General features: G+C 72.1%; 17 protein-coding genes. 10 read left to right on the forward strand and 7 right to left on the reverse strand.

What is annotated here, in order from left to right; all coding sequences use genetic code 11:
* Positions 1-27: 27 nt before the first annotated feature.
* Complete coding sequence (locus WME95_RS02600; RefSeq protein WP_437906847.1) at positions 28-690, forward strand: hypothetical protein; 663 nt, start codon at positions 28-30, stop codon at positions 688-690.
* 46 nt (positions 691-736) lie between these two features.
* Here the strand turns inward: WME95_RS02600 and WME95_RS02605 are convergent, their stop codons facing one another.
* Positions 737-1,705 (reverse strand): hypothetical protein, encoded by a 969-nt coding sequence (locus WME95_RS02605; RefSeq protein WP_437906848.1) that lies wholly within the window; start codon positions 1,703-1,705, stop codon positions 737-739.
* A gap of 386 nt (positions 1,706-2,091) precedes the next feature.
* Here WME95_RS02605 and WME95_RS02610 point away from each other — a divergent pair, with 386 nt between their 5' ends.
* Positions 2,092-3,465 (forward strand): hypothetical protein, encoded by a 1,374-nt coding sequence (locus WME95_RS02610; RefSeq protein WP_437906849.1) that lies wholly within the window; start codon positions 2,092-2,094, stop codon positions 3,463-3,465.
* An 18-nt stretch (positions 3,466-3,483) separates the two neighbouring features.
* Here WME95_RS02610 and WME95_RS02615 read toward each other — a convergent pair whose 3' ends face one another.
* Entirely contained in the window at positions 3,484-4,458 is a 975-nt protein-coding gene (locus WME95_RS02615) for a tetratricopeptide repeat protein (protein WP_437906850.1), read from the reverse strand.
* A 479-nt stretch (positions 4,459-4,937) separates the two neighbouring features.
* On the opposite strand from WME95_RS02615, the gene WME95_RS02620 reads away from it, so the two are divergent.
* Entirely contained in the window at positions 4,938-6,644 is a 1,707-nt protein-coding gene (locus tag WME95_RS02620; RefSeq protein WP_437906851.1) for a serine/threonine protein kinase, read from the forward strand.
* 99 nt (positions 6,645-6,743) lie between these two features.
* Positions 6,744-8,933 (forward strand): bifunctional alpha,alpha-trehalose-phosphate synthase (UDP-forming)/trehalose-phosphatase, encoded by a 2,190-nt coding sequence (locus WME95_RS02625; protein ID WP_437906852.1) that lies wholly within the window; start codon positions 6,744-6,746, stop codon positions 8,931-8,933.
* A gap of 16 nt (positions 8,934-8,949) precedes the next feature.
* Here WME95_RS02625 and WME95_RS02630 read toward each other — a convergent pair whose 3' ends face one another.
* The gene (locus WME95_RS02630) at positions 8,950-10,701 is read right to left on the reverse strand and encodes a right-handed parallel beta-helix repeat-containing protein (RefSeq protein ID WP_437906853.1); all 1,752 of its coding nucleotides are present in this window, start codon (positions 10,699-10,701) and stop codon (positions 8,950-8,952) included.
* A gap of 178 nt (positions 10,702-10,879) precedes the next feature.
* Here WME95_RS02630 and WME95_RS02635 point away from each other — a divergent pair, with 178 nt between their 5' ends.
* Positions 10,880-11,659 (forward strand): Maf family protein, encoded by a 780-nt coding sequence (locus WME95_RS02635; protein ID WP_437906854.1) that lies wholly within the window; start codon positions 10,880-10,882, stop codon positions 11,657-11,659.
* 372 nt (positions 11,660-12,031) lie between these two features.
* Positions 12,032-13,366 carry a magnesium transporter gene (gene mgtE / locus WME95_RS02640; protein WP_437906855.1) on the forward strand — a complete coding sequence of 445 codons (1,335 nt, stop codon included), beginning with the start codon at positions 12,032-12,034 and terminating at the stop codon, positions 13,364-13,366.
* A gap of 78 nt (positions 13,367-13,444) precedes the next feature.
* Here mgtE and WME95_RS02645 read toward each other — a convergent pair whose 3' ends face one another.
* Positions 13,445-14,050, reverse strand: coding sequence for a hypothetical protein (locus tag WME95_RS02645; RefSeq protein ID WP_437906856.1), 606 nt, complete (start codon positions 14,048-14,050; stop codon positions 13,445-13,447).
* Positions 14,051-14,397: 347 nt separating this feature from the next.
* On the opposite strand from WME95_RS02645, the gene WME95_RS02650 reads away from it, so the two are divergent.
* The 3 genes from WME95_RS02650 to purU all read left to right on the forward strand — a co-directional run bounded on the left by WME95_RS02650 (position 14,398) and on the right by purU (position 16,562).
* The gene (locus WME95_RS02650; RefSeq protein WP_437906857.1) at positions 14,398-14,703 is read left to right on the forward strand and encodes a hypothetical protein; all 306 of its coding nucleotides are present in this window, start codon (positions 14,398-14,400) and stop codon (positions 14,701-14,703) included.
* Positions 14,704-14,825: 122 nt separating this feature from the next.
* Positions 14,826-15,563, forward strand: a complete 738-nt coding sequence (locus WME95_RS02655) for a histidine phosphatase family protein (RefSeq protein ID WP_437549220.1) — start codon at positions 14,826-14,828, stop codon at positions 15,561-15,563.
* 93 nt (positions 15,564-15,656) lie between these two features.
* Positions 15,657-16,562: a formyltetrahydrofolate deformylase gene (gene purU / locus WME95_RS02660; RefSeq protein ID WP_437906858.1), complete on the forward strand. Its 906-nt coding sequence runs from the start codon at positions 15,657-15,659 to the stop codon at positions 16,560-16,562.
* A gap of 297 nt (positions 16,563-16,859) precedes the next feature.
* On the opposite strand, the gene WME95_RS02665 is transcribed toward purU, so the two are convergent.
* The 3 genes from WME95_RS02665 to WME95_RS02675 form a co-directional block, all read right to left on the reverse strand.
* On the reverse strand, positions 16,860-17,525 hold the full coding sequence (locus WME95_RS02665; protein WP_437906859.1) for a hypothetical protein: 666 nt from the start codon (positions 17,523-17,525) through the stop codon (positions 16,860-16,862).
* Between the two features lie 504 nt (positions 17,526-18,029).
* Positions 18,030-18,719 (reverse strand): glutathione S-transferase N-terminal domain-containing protein, encoded by a 690-nt coding sequence (locus WME95_RS02670; RefSeq protein WP_437906860.1) that lies wholly within the window; start codon positions 18,717-18,719, stop codon positions 18,030-18,032.
* A 166-nt stretch (positions 18,720-18,885) separates the two neighbouring features.
* Positions 18,886-19,776 carry a homocysteine S-methyltransferase family protein gene (locus WME95_RS02675; RefSeq protein ID WP_437906861.1) on the reverse strand — a complete coding sequence of 297 codons (891 nt, stop codon included), beginning with the start codon at positions 19,774-19,776 and terminating at the stop codon, positions 18,886-18,888.
* 397 nt (positions 19,777-20,173) lie between these two features.
* On the opposite strand from WME95_RS02675, the gene WME95_RS02680 reads away from it, so the two are divergent.
* A complete protein-coding gene (locus WME95_RS02680) occupies positions 20,174-20,791 on the forward strand; it encodes a hypothetical protein (RefSeq protein ID WP_437906862.1) in 618 nt (205 codons plus the stop codon).
* Positions 20,792-20,819 lie beyond the last annotated feature (28 nt).

Raw genomic sequence — 20,819 nt, forward strand, 5'->3', positions numbered from 1 at the left:
TCGTCGCGGCTGTCCATACCGCCGGCCATGTCGTCCCGAGAGCCCTCCGGCGCGCGCCGGGTCGCCGCGCTCCTCGCGCTGGCGCTCTCGCTCGGCGCGATCGCCGGCGTCGCGTACCAGCGCTACGCCGCGGTGCACCTGCGCGCCCTCCCGAGGGTCCCGAGCTGCGTCCGCGGGGCGCGGGTCGCGCTGCGCAAGCCGGTCGCGGCGTCCGGCACGGAGCCGCGCCAGACGGCGTCGGGCGAGACGGTCTACCTCACGCCTGGGGAAGATCGCGCCGTCGCCTGCGCCTTGCAGCTCGACGAGGCGCTCGCTCGGCACCTCGCCGGAGCGCTGGCCGAGCAGGCGCCGGCGCAGCGCGCCGCCCGGCTGAGCGAGCTCGTGCGCGACCGCGTGCCGGCCGACCCGGCCCACGATCGCGCCGCGTCTGCGGCGTACATGATGGCCTCCGCGGCCCTGCGGGGTCTGCCGGACGACGTCCCCGAGGTCCGCGCCGCCGCGGAGGAGCTCGATCGGCATCACGCCTGCCGCTTCGACACGCGCCGCCCCTGTCCGACGCGCCCGCCGCTGCCGGCGCTCGTCTGGCTCACCGGCGTCCCCGCGGCGCTGAGCCTGCTCGGGCTGCTCTGGATCGGCCTCGCCGCGAGCGCCGCGCGCACCAGGCGCTGGAAGGCGCGCCGGGGCCGCTGATCGCCCGGGCTCGCGCGCGTCGCGCGCCTCCGCCTCTGCGATCGCCTCAGTCGATCGCCTCGACGCGAAAGCTCGACTGGACGAGGCGGCGGGGCCGGGCCCCGATGTCGGCGACGTCGAACCCGAAGCCCGCGCCCTGGTGGTGGATCCCGCCCGACGTGGCGCCGCTCGGCATCTGCACCGACGAGCTCACCGTGACGTAGACCTTCGCCCCCTTGGCGAACGCGGCGGTCATCGCGAGCACGCGCCCGGCGAGCTGCGCCGCCGCCTCGCGCGCCACCCGCGCCCAGAGCGCCGCCGCTCCGGCCGTCGACGACAGCGCGCGCACCCCGAGCACCGCGCCGGCGCCGCTCAGGTGCACCTCGAACACCGCGCGCGCCGTCGAGGGCGTCTCCGCGCTGCGCACCGCGTCCGCCACAACGGACGCGACCGTGCCGGCGGCGGGCAGATCCAGCCCCAGCGTCTTGTCCCGATCGCGCATCGCCTCGCGCAGCAGCTCGCCCGCCCTGTCCGCCGAGACCTCGCGCGGCGCGGCCGGCGCGGTCGGCGCCGGCGCCGGCGGCGCGCGATCCGGCAGAACGCCGGGCAGCTGCCACACCGGCGCCCCCCCGAGGCCGGCGACCCCGCGCGGCGCCTCGGCGGTCGGCGGCCCGTCGTACTCGCTCGACGGCGCGGGGGCCGGAGGCGCCACGGGACCCTCCCGCGGCTCGACCGGCGCCTCCGTCGGCGCTCGTGGATCGAGCGGCCGCCGCTCGCGGCGCGCCGTCCGGCCGAGGACCGGCTCTGCCTCGCGCGGCCGTGCCTCGTCCGGCGTGCGCGGCGGGGGCGTGCGCGCCTCGTCCTGCTCCGACCCGCGCGGCGCGACGGGCTCTATCTCGATCTCCACCTCGCGGCGCGCGCCGCTCGATCGGGCCTCGAGCACCGGCCCCGGGGCGCCCGCGATCCGCGCGAGCAGCGGGATGGCGGCATGGAGCAGCGTCGCTGCGAGCAGGAAGCGGACCTCGCGGGAGAGCAAGCGCCGAGCACCTTGGTGGGTGCCGGACAGGGGCGCAAGTGCGCGTTTCGTCGCCGGCGTGCTCACGTCCCCGCTCGCGCGCACCAGCGCAGCCCCGGGCACACCCCGCCCGCTCCCTCGCTTTGCGGCCCGACAGGCTCACCCACGCGTGTTCCAGCAGGGGACAGGGTATTACGGCCACGCTTAAATATGCGCGTACGGAACGGTTGTCGCTTGAGCTGGAGACCGTACTGGTCGATGCTCCGCCTGCCGCGACGCCTTCCGGGCTCACGGCAGGAGCAGAAACGCAGCGCGCTGCCGCCATGCGGCGCGCTCACGGAACAGACGCAGCGCCTGGCAAACCAGGGCTCGGCGCTACATCCCCGTTGTAAGGGAGGGGTATCGAAATGAAGGGAAACGTGCGCGCTGACGGGTCGCCTGCGGACCTGTCGCCGACGCCCACGCCGCCGCCCGTCACCGTGATCCAGGGTTGCGCGGATCGCGGTCTTCCCCTCGACCTGCCCCCCCTCGGCATGGCCCCCGCGCCGGAGGAGCAAGCGTTCCTGCCCGGTTTCGCCCCGCCAGCGCCGCAGGGGACGCCGCCCTTCCCCATGGCCGGGGCCGGGCCGTACGGCTCCTGGTCCTCGCCCTCGCCGGACGAGCGCCGCGCGCGTGTGTGGCGCGCCCTCGGGGCGTTCGTCCTGGCCGCGGCCACCGTGATCGTCGTCGTCGCCGCCGCCGCGCGCGGGATCGCCGCGCGGATGCCGATCGCCTCCGCCGAGGCCTTCCGCGCCATGACCCCCGTCAACCGCGCATCGCTGCTCGCGCTGCGCTCCTCGCGCGAGGACGCCGGGGCGAGCGCGGCCGTCGCGCCGGAGGGGCTCGCGCGCCTGCAGCCGCCGGCGCCGCCTCCCGCGCCGGTGACGCCGCCGCCCGCGATCAAGCACGAGGGGTACGCGTCGATCCGCGGCGGCGTGCTCTTCACGCCCGACACGTTCAGGCCCACGGGGTCGAGCTACGATCTCCTGCTGCACTTCCACGGCAACACCCAGCTCGTCCGCGAGAGCGCCGAGGTCGCCGGGCTGAACGCCGCGGTCGCCGTCATCAACCTCGGCATCGGCTCGGGCGCGTACGAGGACTTCTACGCGACGCCGGGCGTCTACGAGAGCCTGCTCGCGGACATCGACCGGGCGCTCGCGCAGCGCGGGCTGCCGACCCCGCGGCTCCGCCGGGTCGCCCTCTCCTCGTGGAGCGCGGGCTACGGCGCGGTCGCCAAGATCCTCGAGCTCCGCCGCGGCACCGAGGCCCTCGACGCGATCCTCGTCACCGATGGCATCCACTGCGGCTTCGTCCCGGAGCAGCCGAGCGGGCTCAACCCGCTGCAGCTCGCCTCGTTCGCGCGCGCCGCGCAGCTCGCCGCCTCGGAGAAGCTGCTGTTCACCATCACGCACTCGGAGATCGACCCGATCGCGTACGCCAGCTCCGCCGCCACGGCCAGCTACCTGCTCGACGCCGGGGCAGGGCGCCACGTCGAGCGGTCGCCCGCGTCGGACGCGCCCCCGCACCTGCGGCTGCGCGCGGCCGAGGGCGCCGTCTCGAAGAAGCTCGAGAAGCAGATGATCCCGACCACCGAGGCGAGCGTGGGCGAGCTCCATGTCCGCGGGTTCCGGGGCAACACGCCCGAACACCACATGGCGCACCTGCTCCAGATGGCCTCGACCGTCCTCCCGGAGCTCGTCGAGCGCTGGCGAGAAGGCGGCGATCCGTCGTCCGAGCGCTGATCGACGGGAGCGGCAGGGTCAGCTCCGGCTCCGCGCCTCGGCCATCCAGGCCCCGATCGCCGTGGCCACCGGGTGATCCGCCCCGAGCTCCGCCTCGGCGAGCGCGAGCGCCCGCTCGTACAGCGGCAGCGCCGTGGACGGCCGCCCCGCGGCGTGGTGGACCTGCGCGAGCCGGACCAGCGTCGGCCGGAGCGACGGGTGGGCGGCCCCGGCCAGCGCCTCCCGCGCGGAGAGCGCGCGCTCGTACAGCGCCGCCGCCTCGGCCGCGTCCCCGAGCGCCTCCCGGGCGGCCGCCAGGTTGTGCAGGATCGACGCAAGGAGGGCCCCGTCCACGCCCGCCCCCGCCTCGGCGATCTCGAGCGCCCTCCGGAGCATCCTCTCCCGCTCGGCGGTCGGGAGGTCGTCTTCCTGCTCCAGGAACGTGGCGGCGTTGTAGAGCGCCTCCGCGACGAGCGCGTGACGGGCGCCGAGCGCCCCCTCCCGCAGCGCGATCGCCCGCCGGAAGAGCGGCGCCGCCTCGGCGCGGGCCCCCCGCCTGCCGAGCAGCAGGCCGAGCCGGTTCAGCAGCGCCGACAGCTCGATGGGGTCGGGATCGCGCATCCGCTCGTAGCCCGCGAGCATCCGGCGGAACAGCGCCTCGACGTCGTCGAGCTCGCCCTGCCGCTCGAGGATGGCGGCCAGCTGCTCGAGCAGCCTCGGCAGCGGCGGATCGGCGCTCCCCGCCGCCTCGGCGATGGCGATCGCCCTCGCGGAGCTCGCGCGCGCCTCGTCCAGCCGCCCCTGCGCGAGCCGCGCCGAGCTCAGCGCGTAGAGCGGCGCCGTCAGCTCGGCGTCCCCGTCGCCGTAGATCTCCTCGGCGATCCGGAGCGCCTGCGCGCATGTCGCCTCCGCGTCGGCGTGGCGCGAGCCGGCAAGCTCGGACGCGGCCACGTCGAGTAGGCGCCGGTACTCTCTTCCCCTCCACCAGCGCAGCACGGCGCGATCCGGTCGCATCCTCCTCTACTACCTCGTCCCCACCCGGGAGGGCGAGAAGGCCGGCAGGGACGTCCGGCGCGCACCGGCCGGCGTCCGGCGGCGGCGCCCGACAAGGATGATCGGAAGAGCATCGCGCGGGCGCGGAGCAGTGTACTCTGCTCGCAGGATCTCGTGGCGCGAAGGTGCGATGCAGACGCTCGATGCCAGCAACTGGCGGCTCCCGTCGATCGGGGCTATGGCGCACGGCGCATGGTGCAGCGCCTCACGGACGGCCTCGCGATCGGCCTCTCGCGCGGGGGCCCCGGCCTCACGAGCGGGGCGATCGTGGAGGCGATCGAGGAAAGGTCGCCAAGGACATTTCTTCCGTTTAGACTGCCCCGACGGCCCCACGCGCCGACGCTCCCCACGATCATGAGGTCCAGGCTCACGCATCGCGAGGCATCGTCACCGAGGGGAGGGCTCGCCCGCGCCCGCACGGGGAAGGCGACGGAGTTCATATGAGTGGTGCCAACGAAAACGTCGTCGATGAAGTAGCGCGCAGCGAGCCGATCGATCCGTTGCTCGGAAAGGTGCTCAACGGAAAGTTCAAGATCCTTTCCCAGCTCGCGACCGGCGGCATGGGCACGATCTATCGCGGCGAGCAGCTCCCGCTCGGGCGCCAGGTGGCGATCAAGGTCTTGATCCCCAACCAGGCCTCGCGGCAGCTCGACCCGAACTTCCACAAGCGCTTCTTCCTCGAAGCGAGCATCCTCGCGCGCCTCCAGCACCCGAACATCGTCACCGTCTTCGACTACGGCCGCATCGAGGCCGACGATCAGGAGCGGTTCTTCATGGCGATGGAGTTCCTCGAGGGCGAGACGCTCTTCCGGCGCGTGCGCCGGCAGGGGCGCCTGCCGCCGCCCGAGGCGATGCGCATCGCGCGGCAGATCGCGCGCGGGCTGCGCGAGGCGCACAAGCACGGCGTCGTCCACCGCGACCTCAAGCCGTCGAACGTCATGCTCGTCTCCAACGAGGACGCGGAGGAGGCGGTCAAGATCCTCGACTTCGGCCTCGTGAAGCAGCTCGGCGACGACTCGGAGGAGCTCACGCAGCAGGGCGCGTTCCTGGGCTCGCCCCGCTTCATGTCGCCGGAGCAGATCTCGCACGGCAAGGTCGATCTCAGGACCGACATCTACTCGCTCGGCGTCATCCTCTACCAGATGCTCTGCGGGAAGGTCCCGTTCGAGTCCGAGAAGTCCATCCAGATCCTGATGGCGCACCTCCAGCAGCCGGTGCCGCGCATGAAGGAGCGGAACCCGGACGTCGACATCCCGGAGCCGCTCGAGGCGCTCGTGATGCGCTGTCTCGCGAAGGATCCGGACGGCCGGCCCGCGACGATGGACGCCCTCATCCAGGGCCTCGGCGAGTGCGCCCGCGGCATGGGCGTGACGACTGCGTTCGGCGGCACGCAGATCACCTCGTTCGAGTCGCTGCCCGGCGTGCAGATCTCGTCGCGTTCGTCCACGGTGCAAGCGCTCAAGGACGCGGTGACGCTCCCGGCGCCGTCGAGTGATGACGATCCGAGCGGCCGCACCTCCGGCGTCGGCTCGGGCCCGGGCGCTTCCGCGACCGCGGCGGGCGCGTCCAAGGGCGCGACCGGCGCGCACGAGGCCCCCTCCGGCGGCGGGCGCAAGGCGGTGATCCTCGCCGCCATCGGCGCGGTCGTCGTGGCGGCGGGCGCGTTCATGCTGACCCGCAAGCCCGCGCAGACCGAGGCCACGCCCGAGGTCGCGACCGCGCCAACGACGGCGCCCGCGGCGACCGGCACGCCCGGCGAGCACAAGGGCGCGCCCTCGTTCATGCTGATCATCGAGTCGATCCCGCCGGGCGCCGACGTCCTGGAGGACGGGAAATCGCTCGGGCAGACGCCGCTCCAGCTCTCGATCACGAACGACGAGGTGCGCGCGTCGCCTCGCCGGCTGACCCTGCAGAAGGAAGGCTTCCAGCCCTACTCCATCGTGCAGGGGCCGTCGGAGATGTCCGTGCAGACCGTCGCGCGGCTCGCGCAGGTGGCCGCGCCCGCGAAGACCGAGGACGCGCCCTCGAACACGAGCTCGGGCGGCAGGCGAAACTGGGGCCGGCCCGTCCGCCCCGCAGCGCCCACGGCCACATCGAAGCCCAGCCCTCCGGAGAACACGGCGCCGTCGATCCGGGTCGACCGGTAGCGATCAGGGCGCGCCCGACGAGCAGCATCGGCTAGCCCCTGATTTCACCGCGCCGCAAGGGCGTGGTGCAGGGGCCATGCGCTAGCTTCCTGGCCGCGCATGTCCCGCCTGCTCATCGTCTCGAACCGCCTTCCGGTGACCGTCCACGCCGATCAGGGGGACGTCTCCGTCGTCCCCTCGGCGGGCGGCCTCGTGACCGCGCTCCGGGGCCCTCACGAGCGCCACGGCGGCCTCTGGCTCGGATGGCCGGGCGACCTCGCGCGCCTCACCGACGAGCAGCGCCGAGAGGTCGAGGATCGGCTCGAGCAGCTCGGCGCGGTCCCGGTGCACCTCACCTCGGCCGAGGTGAGCCGTTACTACGACGGCTTCTCGAACGGCGTCCTGTGGCCGCTGTTCCACTACCTCGTCGAGAAGCTGCACCTCGACGCCCGGCACGACTGGGAGAGCTACCGCGAGGTGAACGAGCGCTTCGCCGAGGCCATCGTCGCCCGGTACAGGCCGGGCGACAGGGTGTGGATCCACGACTACCAGCTCACGCTGGTGCCGGCGATGCTGCGGCGGCGCATCCCCGACGCGCGGATCGGCTTCTTCCTGCACATCCCTTTCCCGGCGGCCGAGGTCTTCCGGATCCTGCCCTGGCGGGAGCAGGTGCTGCGCGGCGTGCTCGGCGCCGACGTCGTCGGGTTTCACACGACGGCCTATCGGTACCACTTCGTCTACTCCGCCGCGCGCGTGCTCGGGCTCGATCCCGACCTGGAGACGCTCGCGTACGAGGGGCGGCGGGTGCGGCTCGGCGCCTATCCGGTCAGCATCGACGTCGACGAGTTCGTGCGGCTCGCGCGGGACGAGGAGGTCCGCGCCGAGGCGCGGCGCATCCGCGAGAGCGCCCAGGGCCGGAAGATCGTGCTCGGCGTCGATCGGCTCGACTACACGAAGGGCATCCCGCGGCGCATGCTCGCGATCGAGCGCTTCCTGGAGCGCGAGCCCGAGCTCCGGAGCAAGGTCCGGTTCATCCAGCTCGCGGTGCCGACGCGCGAGAGCGTCGACGCCTACGCCGAGTTCCGGCGCGTCGTGAACGAGCTCGTCGGCCGCATCAACGGCAGCTACGGGACGCTCGACGATGTCCCCATCCACTTCCTGCACCGGTCGATGCCCATGGCCGGGGTCGTCGCGCTCTACCTCGCGGCCGACGTGATGATGGTGACGCCGCTGCGCGACGGGATGAACCTCGTCTGCAAGGAGTACGTGGCCTCGCGGCTCGACGACACCGGCGCGCTCGTGCTGAGCGAGTTCGCGGGCGCGGCCGCCGAGCTGATCGAGGCGCTCCTGGTGAACCCGCACGACATCGACGCGGTGGCGTCGACGATCCAGCGGGCGCTCGTCATGCCGCCGTCCGAGCAGCGCGTCCGGATGCAAGCGCTCCGGCGCCGCGTCATGACGCACGACGCGCACCGCTGGTCGCACCGCTTCCTGAACGATCTCGAGCGCGCGGGCGGCGCCCCGCCCGCGGTGGGGGCCGCCCGGCGGCCGGAGGGCGCGCCCCAGGGGAGCACGATCGCGAGCGCGCGCAGCGCGGCGTCGCTGATCGTGATGCTCGACTACGACGGCACGCTGGTCCCCCTCGAGGCCATGCCCGAGCTCGCTCAGCCGGACGAGGCGCTCGTCACCGAGCTGCGCGAGCTCGCGGCGCGCCCGCGGACGCAGGTGCACGTGGTGAGCGGCCGGCCGCGCGAGGACCTCGAGCGGTGGCTGGGCGAGCTGCCCATCAGCCTCCACGCGGAGCACGGGTTCTTCTCCCGCGGCGCGCCCGGAGAGCCCTGGGTCGCGCTCCGCGAGGCGGCGCTCGACTGGAAGCCGAGGGTCCGCGACGTCCTCCAAGGCTTCGTCGACCGCACGGCGGGCAGCTTCATCGAGGAGAAGAGGGTCTCGATCGCGTGGCACTACCGGGCCGCCGACCCGGAGCTCGCCAGCCAGACGGCCCGCGAGGTGCCTCTGGAGCTCGGCGAGGCGCTGCGCGAGCACGATCTCGAGCTCATCCCGGGCCGGAAGGTGCTGGAGGTGCGGCTCCGCGGGGTCAACAAGGGGGTGATCGTGCCGCGGGTGCTCGCCACGATGGGGCCCGACGCGGTGGTGATCGCGCTCGGCGACGACAGGACCGACGAGGATCTGTTCGCGGCGCTCCCCCCGACCGCGCTCACGATCCACGTGGGCGGCGGGGAGAGCTCCGCGGCGTTTCAGCTGCCCGACCCGGCCTCGGCGCGTCGCTTGCTGCGCGCGCTCATCGCCTGAGGGCTCGCGCCGCGGCTCACGCCCCGGGGCGGCGACCGCGCCGCCGGAGGGCGGCGCCGAGGAGCGCCGCCGCCCCGGCGACGAACGCCCCCGAGCCGGCGACCGGGCCGCCCGCGAGCGCCCCGCCGACGCTGCACGCGCTGGCGTGGGCGCCGCGCGGAGCGTCCGCGCTGCCCTGCGCGGCCTCGGAGCACGCAGCGGCGCGCGCCGCGGTGTCGTCGCCGTCCGCGGCGCAGTCGCCGGCGGACGCGTCGCTTTCCGCGTCGGCGTCGCTGGCATCGCTGTCGTCGGCGTCGCTGGCATCGCCGTCGTCGGCGTCGCTGGCGTCGGCGTCGCTGGCGTCCGCCTCACCGTCGCTCGGGGCGGCATCGCCGTCGACGTTCCACCCCTCCTCTGCGGCTCTGCTGTCGCTGTCGTCGAGGTCCCGATCGCTGTCCGCGGCCCTCATGGCGAGCGCCGCGAGGCCGGAGCCGGACTCGTAGGCTCCGATGTCGATCGCGCCAGCGACCGGCCGCTGCAGCGGTCCGCTGGCCGTGCGCACGCCCCTCCTGGGCGAGGACTGCGGCGCGGTGAGCGGCTTCGGGAAGGGGTACCCTGCCGGGCTCGGCATCGCGCTGGAGCCGGCGTTGACGAGCGGGCTGTTCGACGCCGGGCGGAGGTCCAGCGAGCTGAGGTTGGTGAAGCCGGGGTCGGTGCTCTGCACCGTGCCCGTCCACGCCGCGGGGAGGGCCGAGGAGCCGGTGGGCACCCAGTTGTTCGCGCCCGAGATCAACGCCGTTCCGGTCTTCCAGGTCGCGCTCCTGTCGACATAGACCTCCACGCCGCCCCCGCCGCGCCGATAGAACACGTTGTTGCTCATCTCGACGCTCTCGATCCCGTCGAACATCCTGATCGCCGGCCGCGACCCGGGGGCGAGCAGGAAGGTGTTGTTGACGAACCGGAAGCGACCCCACGTCTGCCCCGTGCCGTCGCCCCCGACGCGCACCGCGAAGTGCTGGCCGGTCTTGACGATGACATTGCCGACGACGTCGGAGTCCTCGCGCGCGAGCCCCTCGTCCTGGCCGTCCGGCCCGATCAGCTCGAGCTCGTGGTATTTCGCGCCCTCGATCCAGTTGTAATAGATCTCGTTCCGCTCCGCGCGGCTCTTCACGCTGTTGCCGCCATTGCCGTCGTGCACATAGCAGTGCCGCATGCGGAACACCGAGCCGAGGCGCGTCTCCTCGTCGGTCGCGATGTAGATGGGGTGCCTGGTGTCGCCCGAGCCGCAAGCATAGACCTCGACGTACTCCAGCGTGAGGGAGCCCGACTCGGAGTCGGCGCCGAGGATCCCGTGCCCGGCGCAGTCGTGCACCACCGAGTCGCGGATCGTGATGTCGTGCGCCTTGTGGAACACGCAGCGGCTCGAGCCGCCGGTGATGTCGAAGCCTTCGAAGGTATAGTGATTGCCAGCGAAGATCACGGTGTTCGTCCCCCCCGATAGGACAGGGCGGCGGCCGTTCACGCGGACGCCGCGGATCGTGATCTTCTGCGCCTCGGTGCCCGACTTCTTGAAGAACAGATCCCCCGGATAGGTCGCGTCGCCCTCGACCAGAACCACGTCCCCGGCAGCGAGGCGAGGGGCGACCTCCGCGAGGCTCGCATAAGGCTTGCCCCGCCCCACCTCGTACGTCGCTGCGCTCGCCGGCGAGGCGGCGAGCAGCACGGAGAGCCCGATGCCCGGCGCGACGAGAGAGAGTGTGACGAGGTGCCTTGTGTTGAGTTGCTGCATTGGCGTACTGTCGCGTGCTGTAGAGTCCGAGTGCAAGCTGCTTTTTAATGAAATGCATGATGGGTAATTCAGGCGACACCTGACGGCAGGAATTCCTGCCGCTATTCCCGTGTCCACAGCGGCTGTCACCATTGCTGAGAATCCGTGTCGTCTGCCATTTCTCGATAAATTTTGGTAAATGAAAGCAAATCGGTGCGAACGCCGCGAAGAGCGTGAAGAGCAGGGCTACGCGGGTGAAGCGCGGGAGGAGCGGGAGGAGCGCGAGGGGCTGGAGGAGCGCGAGGGGCGAGGCGGGCGGTTCCTCTCGGCGCGCGCGTCGTTCCGTGCCATGGAGCCGACCATGTTCCCGGTTGTCCTCGCCTCCACGTCGCCCTTCCGGAGGGCGCTCCTCGATCGCCTCGGGCTCGCGTACGAGGCCGTCGCGCCGGCGTTCGAGGAGATCGCGCCCGAGGGGATGCCGCCCCTCGCGTGCGCCCGCCTCTTCGCGGAGGGGAAGGCGCTGAGCCTCGCGCCCGCCCGGGAAGGCGCCCTGATCATCGGCGCCGATCAGGCGCTCGAGCTCGATGGGGAGCTCCTCCGCAAGCCGGCCTCGCTCGACGAGGCGGCAGACCAGCTCGGGCGGCTCTCGGGGCGCGTCCACGCGCTCCACACCGCCGTCGCGGTGCACGCCCCGCCGGGGGTGCCGCTCGCGGCCGGCGAGCCGCGGACGCTGGCCGAGATCGTCACGGTGGAGCTGCGCGTCCGCCCGCTCGGCCGCGCGCAGATCCGCCGCTATGTCGAGCTGGATCGGCCCATCGGCAGCGCGGGAGGATACCTCTTCGAGAAGCACGGACCGTGGCTGTTCGACGACGTGCGCCACGCCGACGAGGCGGCCATCGTGGGGCTGCCGCTCGTCCCGCTCTGCCGCCTCCTGCGCCGCTTCGGGGTCGATCGGCTCGACCCGCCCGCGCGCGCCTGAGCGCCGGCGCGCGCGCAGAACGTCAGAGAGAGCGCCGGCGGGCGCCACGCAGGCCAGAGAAAGAGCCTGCATCCTGGGAGAACCGGTAGGTTCCCGCCAAAACGCGCCATTGCGCGTCGCCGCGATCCGAGCGCCGAGAAGAAGCCCGAGGCAGCCGGGAAATTGCCGGCTGCTCCAGGCGCTTCGCTGTCCGGCGGCGCAGGCGGGGGGCCGCGGCGCTGTGCGTGCCGGGGCTCCCAGGGAGGGGCGGCCGTGGCGCGCGCGTTGCTAATCGTGGTTCCAGGGTCGAGCCTGCCGCTGGGCCCTCACGAATGAGCATCTTCTGCCGGGCGACGCCGACGGGGCGGGCCAGGCGCTCGACGAGGTGAGGCGATGATGGAACGCCCGCCCTTCAACGCGGCCGAGGCGCTCACGGCGGCTGATCTGACGCTGTCCTGGTCGGCCCTGCAGAACGAGGAGCGGGTGCAGGCCTATCGCCGCCTGCGGCGCGAGGAGGCGGAGGATTTCTTCGAGGGTCTCCCCACGGCCGACCAGGCCGCGCTCCTCGCGGGCCTCACGAGGGGCGAACGCAAGCTATGGCTCCGCCTGCTCGCGCCCGACGACGTGGCGGACCTCCTCCTCGAGGTGTCGCCGGCCGACCAGGCGGAGCTCCTCTCCTTGCTGGACGAGCCGACCCGGCGCGAGGTGATCGCGCTCCTCGCGTACGCCGAGGACGAGGCCGGCGGGCTCATGAGCCCGTGGTTCGCGCGCGTGCGGCCGGAGGCGACCGTCGACCAGGCGATCAGCTATCTCAAGCGGCAGGCCAGGGATCACCTCGAGACCATCTACTACGGTTATGTGCTCGACGCCGAGCAGCGGCTGCGCGGCGTGGTGTCGCTCCGGCAGCTCATGATCGCCCCCGGCGACCGGCGCGTCAGCGACGTGATGAAGACCGACGTCGTGTCGGTCAACGAGGACGCCGACCAGGAGGCGGTGGCGCGGACCTTCGCGGAGCACGATCTCGTGGCGATACCCGTCGTTGACAGCGAGGGTCGGATGAAGGGGATCGTCACCGCGGACGACATCGTGGACGTCGTGGAAGAGGAGGCGACCGAGGACATCCAGAAGCTCGGCGGCATGCAGGCGCTCGACGCGCCCTACCTCCGGACCCCCCTCTCCAGGATGCTCGGCAAGCGCGCGGGCTGGCTGTCTGCCCTGTTCGTGGGCGAGCTCCTCACCGCCACGGCGATGGGGCACTACGAGAGCGAGATCGCCCGCGCCGTCGTGCTCGCCCTCTTCGTGCCGCTCATCATCTCGAGCGGGGGCAACTCCGGCTCTCAGGCGACGACGCTGGTCATCCGGGCGATGGCGCTCGGCGAGATCCGGCTCGCCGATTTCTGGCGCGTCAGCCGCCGGGAGCTCGCGTCGGGCCTCGCGCTCGGCGGGATCCTCGGCGCCATCGGCTTCGCGCGCGTCATCGCCTGGGAGAAGCTCTTCGGGGCCTATGGCCCGCACTACGGGCTCCTCGCCCTGACCGTCGCGATCAGCCTGGTCGGCGTCGTGACCTGGGGCACGCTGGCGGGGGCGCTCCTGCCGTTCGTGCTCCGGGCGCTCCGCTTCGACCCGGCGAGCGCCTCGGCCCCGTTCGTCGCGACCCTCGTCGACGTCTCCGGCCTCGTGATCTACTTCAGCGTGGCCGAGCTCCTGCTCCGCGGGGTGCTGCTGTGAAGCGGGCGAGCGCCCCCCGCGCGCTTCCCTGGGGCTTCCCCGAAGCGCGCGGCCGGGGAGAGCCCCGGCCGCGGGGGCCTAGGGGCTGACGCGCGACGCGAGGTAGCGCGCCACATACGCGCCGATCACGCGCGCGTCCTCGCGCCAGCGGCCGCCGGGCTTCAGCTTGTCCGCGTCCGCGGAGCTCAGGCTCGTGTTCGGGATGGGCGACGCCGTGCGGCTCGAGAACTGGACCTCATCGAGCACCCGGCCGTCCGGCGTCGTGAGCCGGAGCGTCAGCCGGATCTGGCTCGGGGCCGAGGAGACGACCGCGTAGAAGCCTGGATTCATGTAGCCGACATAGGGCTTGATCACGAACGGCGCCGACGTGTGGCCGTCGGACGGCGCGACCTCGATGCCCTCTTCCTGGGCGGCGGCGACGAGGGCCTTCGTGAACTCCTCGTTGATGGTCTCCTTGTCCTCCACGAAGCGCTGGTGATCGTCCGCGTCCTTGCCGGCGAGGTACTGGTCCTCGCGCTGGTCGAGGATGAAGAGGCCCACGTAGTCGATGGGCATCAGGGCGAAATACCGCTGGCCGACGAACGTGTCGGGGCTCGCCTGGGTCACGACGCGCCAGCGCGGCCCGCACCCGGCGAGGGCCGCGAAGCCGAGCAGCGCGGCCGCGATGAAGCTGCGACGGTGCATGAAAGTCTCCTTCAGAGGGCCCGCCTTGTAGGCCATGTCCGAGCGAGCTGGCAAGGGCGGCGCAGCGCCGCGCCCGGGCGGGCCGGTCCGGCGCGCCGCGCCCAGGCGGGCCGGTCCGGCCCGCCGCGATCACGCGGCGGCGGCCCGCGCGGCCCTCCGACCCGGACGGGGCAGGCGGCCGCGCATTCGATCCGATCGATGGCGCGCGCGCGGGCTCGCCCCGCGCTCGCGCGCTGTGCAATGGGCGGACATGACCGGAGCTGGCCTGTCGGATGCATGTTGGATTTGGCAGCTGCAATGGCCACCTCGCACGAGGGTGCCTTTCTATCGACGTTGGAGGTAAACCCATGATCCCGAATTTCGTGGCCGGTCTCTTCAGCATTTTTCCCATCTTGGTGCTCCCGTTGCTCGGCGTCGATCCGCCGGAGGACGCGGGTGGCAGCGGCTCGCAGGTGGGCGAGGGCTCCGAGCTGGAGATCCCAGGCTTGCCCGGGGAGGGCGCCTCGCGGTTCGTCTATTCGATCTCCTGCATCGAGGGCAGCACCGGAAAGAAGACCTTCCTGACGGAGGACGACTTCTGCAGCGCCCTGCGCGGCGAGCAGGTCTGCTCCGAGAGCGCGGCCATCTTCGCGCTCTTCCACGGCTGTCCCTGAGCGCCCGCGCGGCGGCGGTACAAACCCTTGACATTCGAGGAGGGCCTTGCTCTTCCTAGCGAGCGCGGACCGCCCCGCGCGGCCCTCCCCCCACAAGGTCGCGCGCCTCGGAGGCTCAGATCGTGACGAACCTCTATCTCATCCGGCATGGAGAAGCGCAGGTCAACGTGAACCATATCGTGGGCGGGATGCGCGGCGACACCGGGCTGACGCAGCTCGGCGTGCTCCAGGCGGAGCGCCTGCGCGATCGCCTGGCCGCGACGCGCGAGATCCCCGCCGACGTCCTGATCGCCAGCACCTATCGCCGGGCGCAGCAGACGGCCGAGATCGTCGCTCCCGCCCTGGGGCTGCCCGTCACGCTCGACGACGAGGTGCAGGAGCTCCGCCCCGGCGAGGCGGACGGGATGCCGGTCGGCGAGGCGATGGTGCGCTACGCGATCGATTTCGAGCGCGAGCCGTACCGGCCGGCGAGCCCCGGTGGAGAGAGCTGGGCTCAGTTCATGCTGCGGGTCTCCGTCGCCCTCGATCGCGTCACCCGTGAGCACGAGGGGCGGACGATCGTCGTCGTCACCCACGGCGGCTTCATCGACGTCGCGTTCCTCCACTTCTTCAGGATGAACGCGCTCGCCTTCCCGAGCGCGCACTTCGCCACCCGCCACACCTCGCTCACCCACTGGCAGCGAAGGCGGCGCTGGGGTCGGGCCGAGGCCTGGCACCTCATCTATTACAACGACAGCGCGCACCTGCGCGACGTCGAGCGGACCGTGCGCATCCCCTGGGCGGAGCTCTCCACGCTGGCGCCGAGGCTCGTGGATGATCCGTCTGGGCCGCCGTCCTCCGAGAGCGGCGAGGGGCGCTAGCACGCGCGGCCAGGCAGCCTGGCGGACAGGCTGCCGCCCGCCCGCGGTCCCTCCCGGCCCTCGCGCTTGCGCCTCCGCCTCGGGGCGAGCTACATGACCCGTATGACGGGTCCCGTTCACGCAACGTTCCTCATCGCCGCTCCCGACCAGCCCGGTCTCGTCGCGCGACTCGCGGGGTTCTTCTACGACATCGGCCTGAACATCATCGACGCGAGCAATCACACCGATGCGTTCATGGACGAGGGCCCGCGCTTCTTCATGCGTCTCGTCGTCGATCTGTCCGGCCTCGCCTCGCCGGCCGCCGTCGCCGCCCTGGGCGGCTCGGCCACCCGCGGCGCGATCGAGGCCGCCTTTCGCGAGCTCGCCGCGTCGCTCTCGGCGCGATGGTCGGTGGAATACAGCGATCACGTCCCGAAGATGGCGATCCTCGTCACCAGGGATCCCGCGTGTCTCTACGATCTGGTGCTCCGGCAGCGCGCGGGCGAGCTTCGCTGCGAGATCCCGCTCGTGATCTCCAACCACCCCACGCTCGAGGCGGTGGCCGAGAGCTTTCGAATCCCTTTCTTCTGCATCCCGATCACCCCGGAGACCAAGCGCGAGCAGGAGCGTCAGGTGCTTCACCTGCTGAAGAGGCACCATGTCGATCTCGTCGTGCTGGCGCGGTACATGCAAATCCTCTCCGAGCAGATGCTCGATGAGGCGCCGCCCGTCATCAACATCCACCACGGCTTCCTGCCCGCGTTCCAGGGCGCGAAGCCTTACCACCAGGCGCACGCGCGCGGCGTGAAGCTCATCGGCGCGACGGCGCATTATGCGACGCGGGACCTGGATCAGGGGCCGATCATCGAGCAGGACGTGGCGCGCGTGAATCACCAGATGGGCCCCGAGGAGATGACCCGGATGGGGCGTGACGTGGAGCGGCTCGTCCTCTCTCGCGCCGTCCGGGCGCACCTGGAGCGGCGGGTCATCGTAGAAGGCCGCCGCACCGTCGTCTTTTAGAGCTAGAGCGGCGGTCACCCGCTTCGGATACGGGCCCATCTCGACGTTTTCGGTGCTCAGCGCACCGGAGTGCGCTTCCGCGCCGAAAACGCCGATCTGGGCCCGTCTCCTGTGCGGGTGACCGCCGCTCTGCGGCTCTGCTCTGGATGGTGCAGAGAGGGGCGGAGAGCGCTGTAGATCTCCAGACAATGCCCCGACCGACCTGGCAGTCGGGGCAACCTGGGCGATCGAGCGCGGGTGAAGTGCGCGCGCCCGGGCGTGCTCTCCTGGGAGCCCGACGAGCGCGCGCGCGAGGCGTTACGGCCGGCCCTGCTGGCCGGGCGCGGTGATCTGGCCCGTGACGGAGGGCCCGATCTGCCCGATGACGGAGGGCCCGATCTGCCCGATGACGGAGGGCCCGATCTGCCCGGCGACGGCCGACTGGCCAAGGCCGGCCTGCTGACCAGCATAGCCCTGCATACCCTGGCTGGATTGCTGGCCGGCATATCCGCCGAACCCGGCCTTGGACGGCATCTGAGCCTGCCCGGGGAACATCCCGGCCTGGCTCGGCACGAGCGCGCCCTTGCCAGGGAACACCTCACCCTTGCTCGGTCCGAGCGCGCCCTTGCTGGGGAACATCTGGCCCTTGCTCGGGCCGATCTCGCCCTTGCTGGGGAACAGCTGGCCCTTGCTCGGGCCGAGCTCGCCCTTGCTGGGGAACATCCCGCCCTTGCTCGGTCCGAGCTCGCCCTTGCTGGGGAACAGCTGGCCCTTGCTCGGGCCCATCTGGGCCTGTCCGGGCGCGAGCTGCGCCGCGCCCATCCCCAGGTATCCGCCTCGCTCCTCCTCCAACGCTTGCTCGACGGCCCCGATCTCGTCGTCACCGAGATCGCTCTGATCGAGGTCCGCGTCGTCCGTATTCACCGCACAACCGGCGGCCAGAGCAGCCAAAAGAAATGCAGGCACCAGCATCTTGCTATGCATCGACATGATCGTTTCCCCCCGATGTCCGCGAGGGCCCACCAGGCCCAGACATCTCTGGCTCACCGCAGAGCAGAGTGTGTGCCTGGCGGAGCTGTGCAGACGTTTCCGCTCCCGGCGTGCTTGACGTCCGCGAGGGCGTCAATGCAGCACGCTCGCGCGATCGGCGCCCCGCAGCGGAGCCCGCGCGATCCGGGCTGAGCGGATCGTCGAGGAGCGCTCGTTGCCCTTTTCTCCGGCGAAAGGAGGTGTCGGGTCCAGCCAGGGCGCACCAGCGGCCCGGCGCGCCAGGTGAAGCCCTGACGGCAGGGCGCGCTGCGCTGGTGGCCCCGCCCTGCTCAGGACGCTCTGGGGTGCGGCGCGCGTGGCGCGCTGGCGCGCTGGACGGCTCGCTGGAGCTTGGTTTGTCCGCCCCGGTCGCAGTCCGTCAGCGAGGCGCCGCGCGCCCAGGGCGCACCACCGCGCAATCGCGGGGGGCGCGGTCCCTGCGCGTGCGGGACGGTCGGCTCACTCGGGCTTCTTCCCGAACAGCCACTTCTTCGCCTCGTCGTCGATGGGCTGGCTCGCGTTCCGCAGCTCATTTCCGACCGCGAGCCCGCGCTCGACGGCGGGCCTCGCGCGCACCGCATCGACCCAACGCTTGAAGTTCGGGAGCTCGTCGGCCGACACCCCGTACCGCTCGTGCGCCATCGCCCAGGGATAGCTCGCCATGTCGGCAATCGAGTACTCGCCCGCCAGGAAAGGCCGGTCCGCGAGCCGCTTGTCCATCACGCCATAGAGCCGGCGTACCTCCTTGGTATAGCGCTCGATCGCATAGGGGATCTTCTCCGGCGCATAGTGATTGAAATGGCCCGCCTGGCCGCTCATGGGGCCGAGGCCGCCCATCTGCCACATGAGCCACTGGGTCACCTCGTGACGACCGCGGACGTCCGAGGGGATGAACTGGCCCGTCTTCTCCGCGAGGTAGAGCAGGATCGCGCCCGACTCGAACACGGAGATCGGCGCCCCGCCGCCCGGAGGATCGTGATCGACGATGGCGGGCATCCGGTTGTTGGGGCTGATCGCGAGGAACTCCGGCTTGAACTGCTCGCCACGCCCGATGTTGACCGGGACGAGCTTGTAGGGGAGGCCCGTCTCCTCGAGCATTATGCTGATCTTCCAGCCGTTCGGGGTGGGCCAGTAATAGAGATCGATCATCTTGCGCTCCGTGTCCGTCGGTCGTCGCCGATCGCGACGGCGTGCTGTCTCAGGCGATGGATCGTGTCTGCCGGGCGCCGCGCCGCTTCGCGCTGGCCGCCCGGCCCGTCGGACAATCGGTGGCACGTCGCCCCGTGGGGAGCAACCGGCGTTTGGGCGCGTGGCCTCAGCGCGGCGATCCCGCCGGTTCGCGCGCGGGCCTCGCCCCGTCGACGAGCGCGCGCAGCGCCGCGATGTGCCCGGGCCCCGTCCCGCAGCACCCGCCCACGATCGTGGCGCCCGCCTCGAGCCAGCGGCGCGCGAGCTCCGCATAACGCGCGGCCGCCGAGCCGCGCTGGTCGACGCCGACGCCCCAGCCGAGCCCCTCGGCCTCCGCGCCTGCGTTCGCGTAGGCCCCGAACGGGACGCCGCACGCCGCGAGCCGCTCGATGTGCGCGAGCGTGCGAGTCGCAGGGGTGCAGTTGACGAGCACGGCCCTCGCGCCGCGGGCGGCCGCCTCCCGCGCGGCGAGCCCGACGTCCCCGGGCGAGAGCAGATCCGACCCCGGACCCGCCGTGAACGACACCCATGCTTCGACGCCCGTGGCGACCGCCTCCTCCAGCGCCACGAGCGCCTCGCCGACGTGCGGGAACGTCTCGCAGAGGAGGAGGTCGACGCCCGCCCTCGCGAGCGCCTGCGCGAGCTCGCGGTGCTCCTGCCGCGCGTCGGCCGGGCTCAGGTCGGGCCGGTAGCAATCCTCGATCGGCGCGATGCTGCCGGCGACCCGGTGCCGTGGGCCCTCGCCGCGCACGGCCTCGCGCGCCAGCGAGACCGCGCGCGCTGTCAGCTCGGCCCAGGCGGCGCCCGCCTGCCTCCGCCTGGTGCGGAACGTGTTCGCCGTGTGCACCGTCGCGCCTGCGCGCGCGTAATCCCGATGGATCGCGCGGACCACGTCGCGGCCGCGCGCATCGAGCAGGGCCGCGGCGCTCCAGAGCGGCGCCGGCGTCTCGACCCCGCGCGCGGCGAGCTCGGTCCCGAGCGGGCCGTCGAGGACCACGATGGCAGCCTCGGCGGACACAGCAGCTGAACCGAACGGCGATCTGGCCACGTCCTCCATGTAGGCTCCGGTATGTCCGCGGCCGGCTCCCACCGCAACCCCTGAGTCGGGTCATGGCCCGTCCGCGGCTCGGGGTAAGCGAGGCCCCGCACGGCGCACCGTCCCGACCACTGTGCCGCAGAAAGAACGATGGAATTGTCTTTCGCGCCGGGAAATTACTTGCCAGGTATGGGGGGCCTGCGGCACCGTTGAAATGAATTCATCTTCCCCTCATTCCACTCGACTCGCCGGAGTCGTGGCGTCTGACAAGCAAACGATCGTTTGCAGGACCGACGCAGGACCGACATGGGGGAGCTCCCGCTGGCCGCGCGAGGCCAGGCGAGCGCCGTCAGTGAGCCCATAAGAAAGGAACGCCATCATGATTCGACAGTCCATCCGTTCTTCCAAATCGCTCGCTCTCAGTGTTGCGCTCGGCGTCATCGCAGCGGCCGGTTTCACCGGATGCGGCGCGTCGGAGGAGGCGCCCGTCGATGACGCGGTGGCGCACGAGCGGATCACCCAGGCGGAGGTCTCGAAGGCCCTCGAGACGAGCGAGTTCCTGAGCCTCGACATGAGCCGAGACACGGTCTACGCCCTCGATTACTCGGGGGGGGCCATCGACTACGCGCGCATCAAGCTCTCCACCGGCGACGGCAAGGAGATCTTGCTCTCGGAGCAGATGGCCGCCATCGAGCAGGCGGACTACGGCGACTACCGGGCGCCCGTCCTGACCGAGGCGTCGGACGATCGGTTCAGCATCTCCTCGGACGAGACCGCCTTCGGGAAGCTGTCGGAGAGCGAGCTCGACCAGCTGAGGACCGACGGGTTCTTCTACTCCGAGGAGCCCCCGGCCCCCGGGGCGAAGCCGCAGAGCACCGACCCCGACTGCATCCACGCCTACTGCGAGGTATGTACCGACAACACGACCGGCGGGCGCCCCGAGACATGGAAGCCGGGGACCTACACCTGCTACCTCATCGAGCACGTGTGGTGCTGAGACGCGCCTGACGGACTCCTTCCCCCCT

The sequence above is a fragment of the Sorangium sp. So ce327 genome (assembly GCF_051530205.1).
GTDB lineage: Bacteria > Myxococcota_A > Polyangia > Polyangiales > Polyangiaceae > Sorangium > Sorangium cellulosum_B.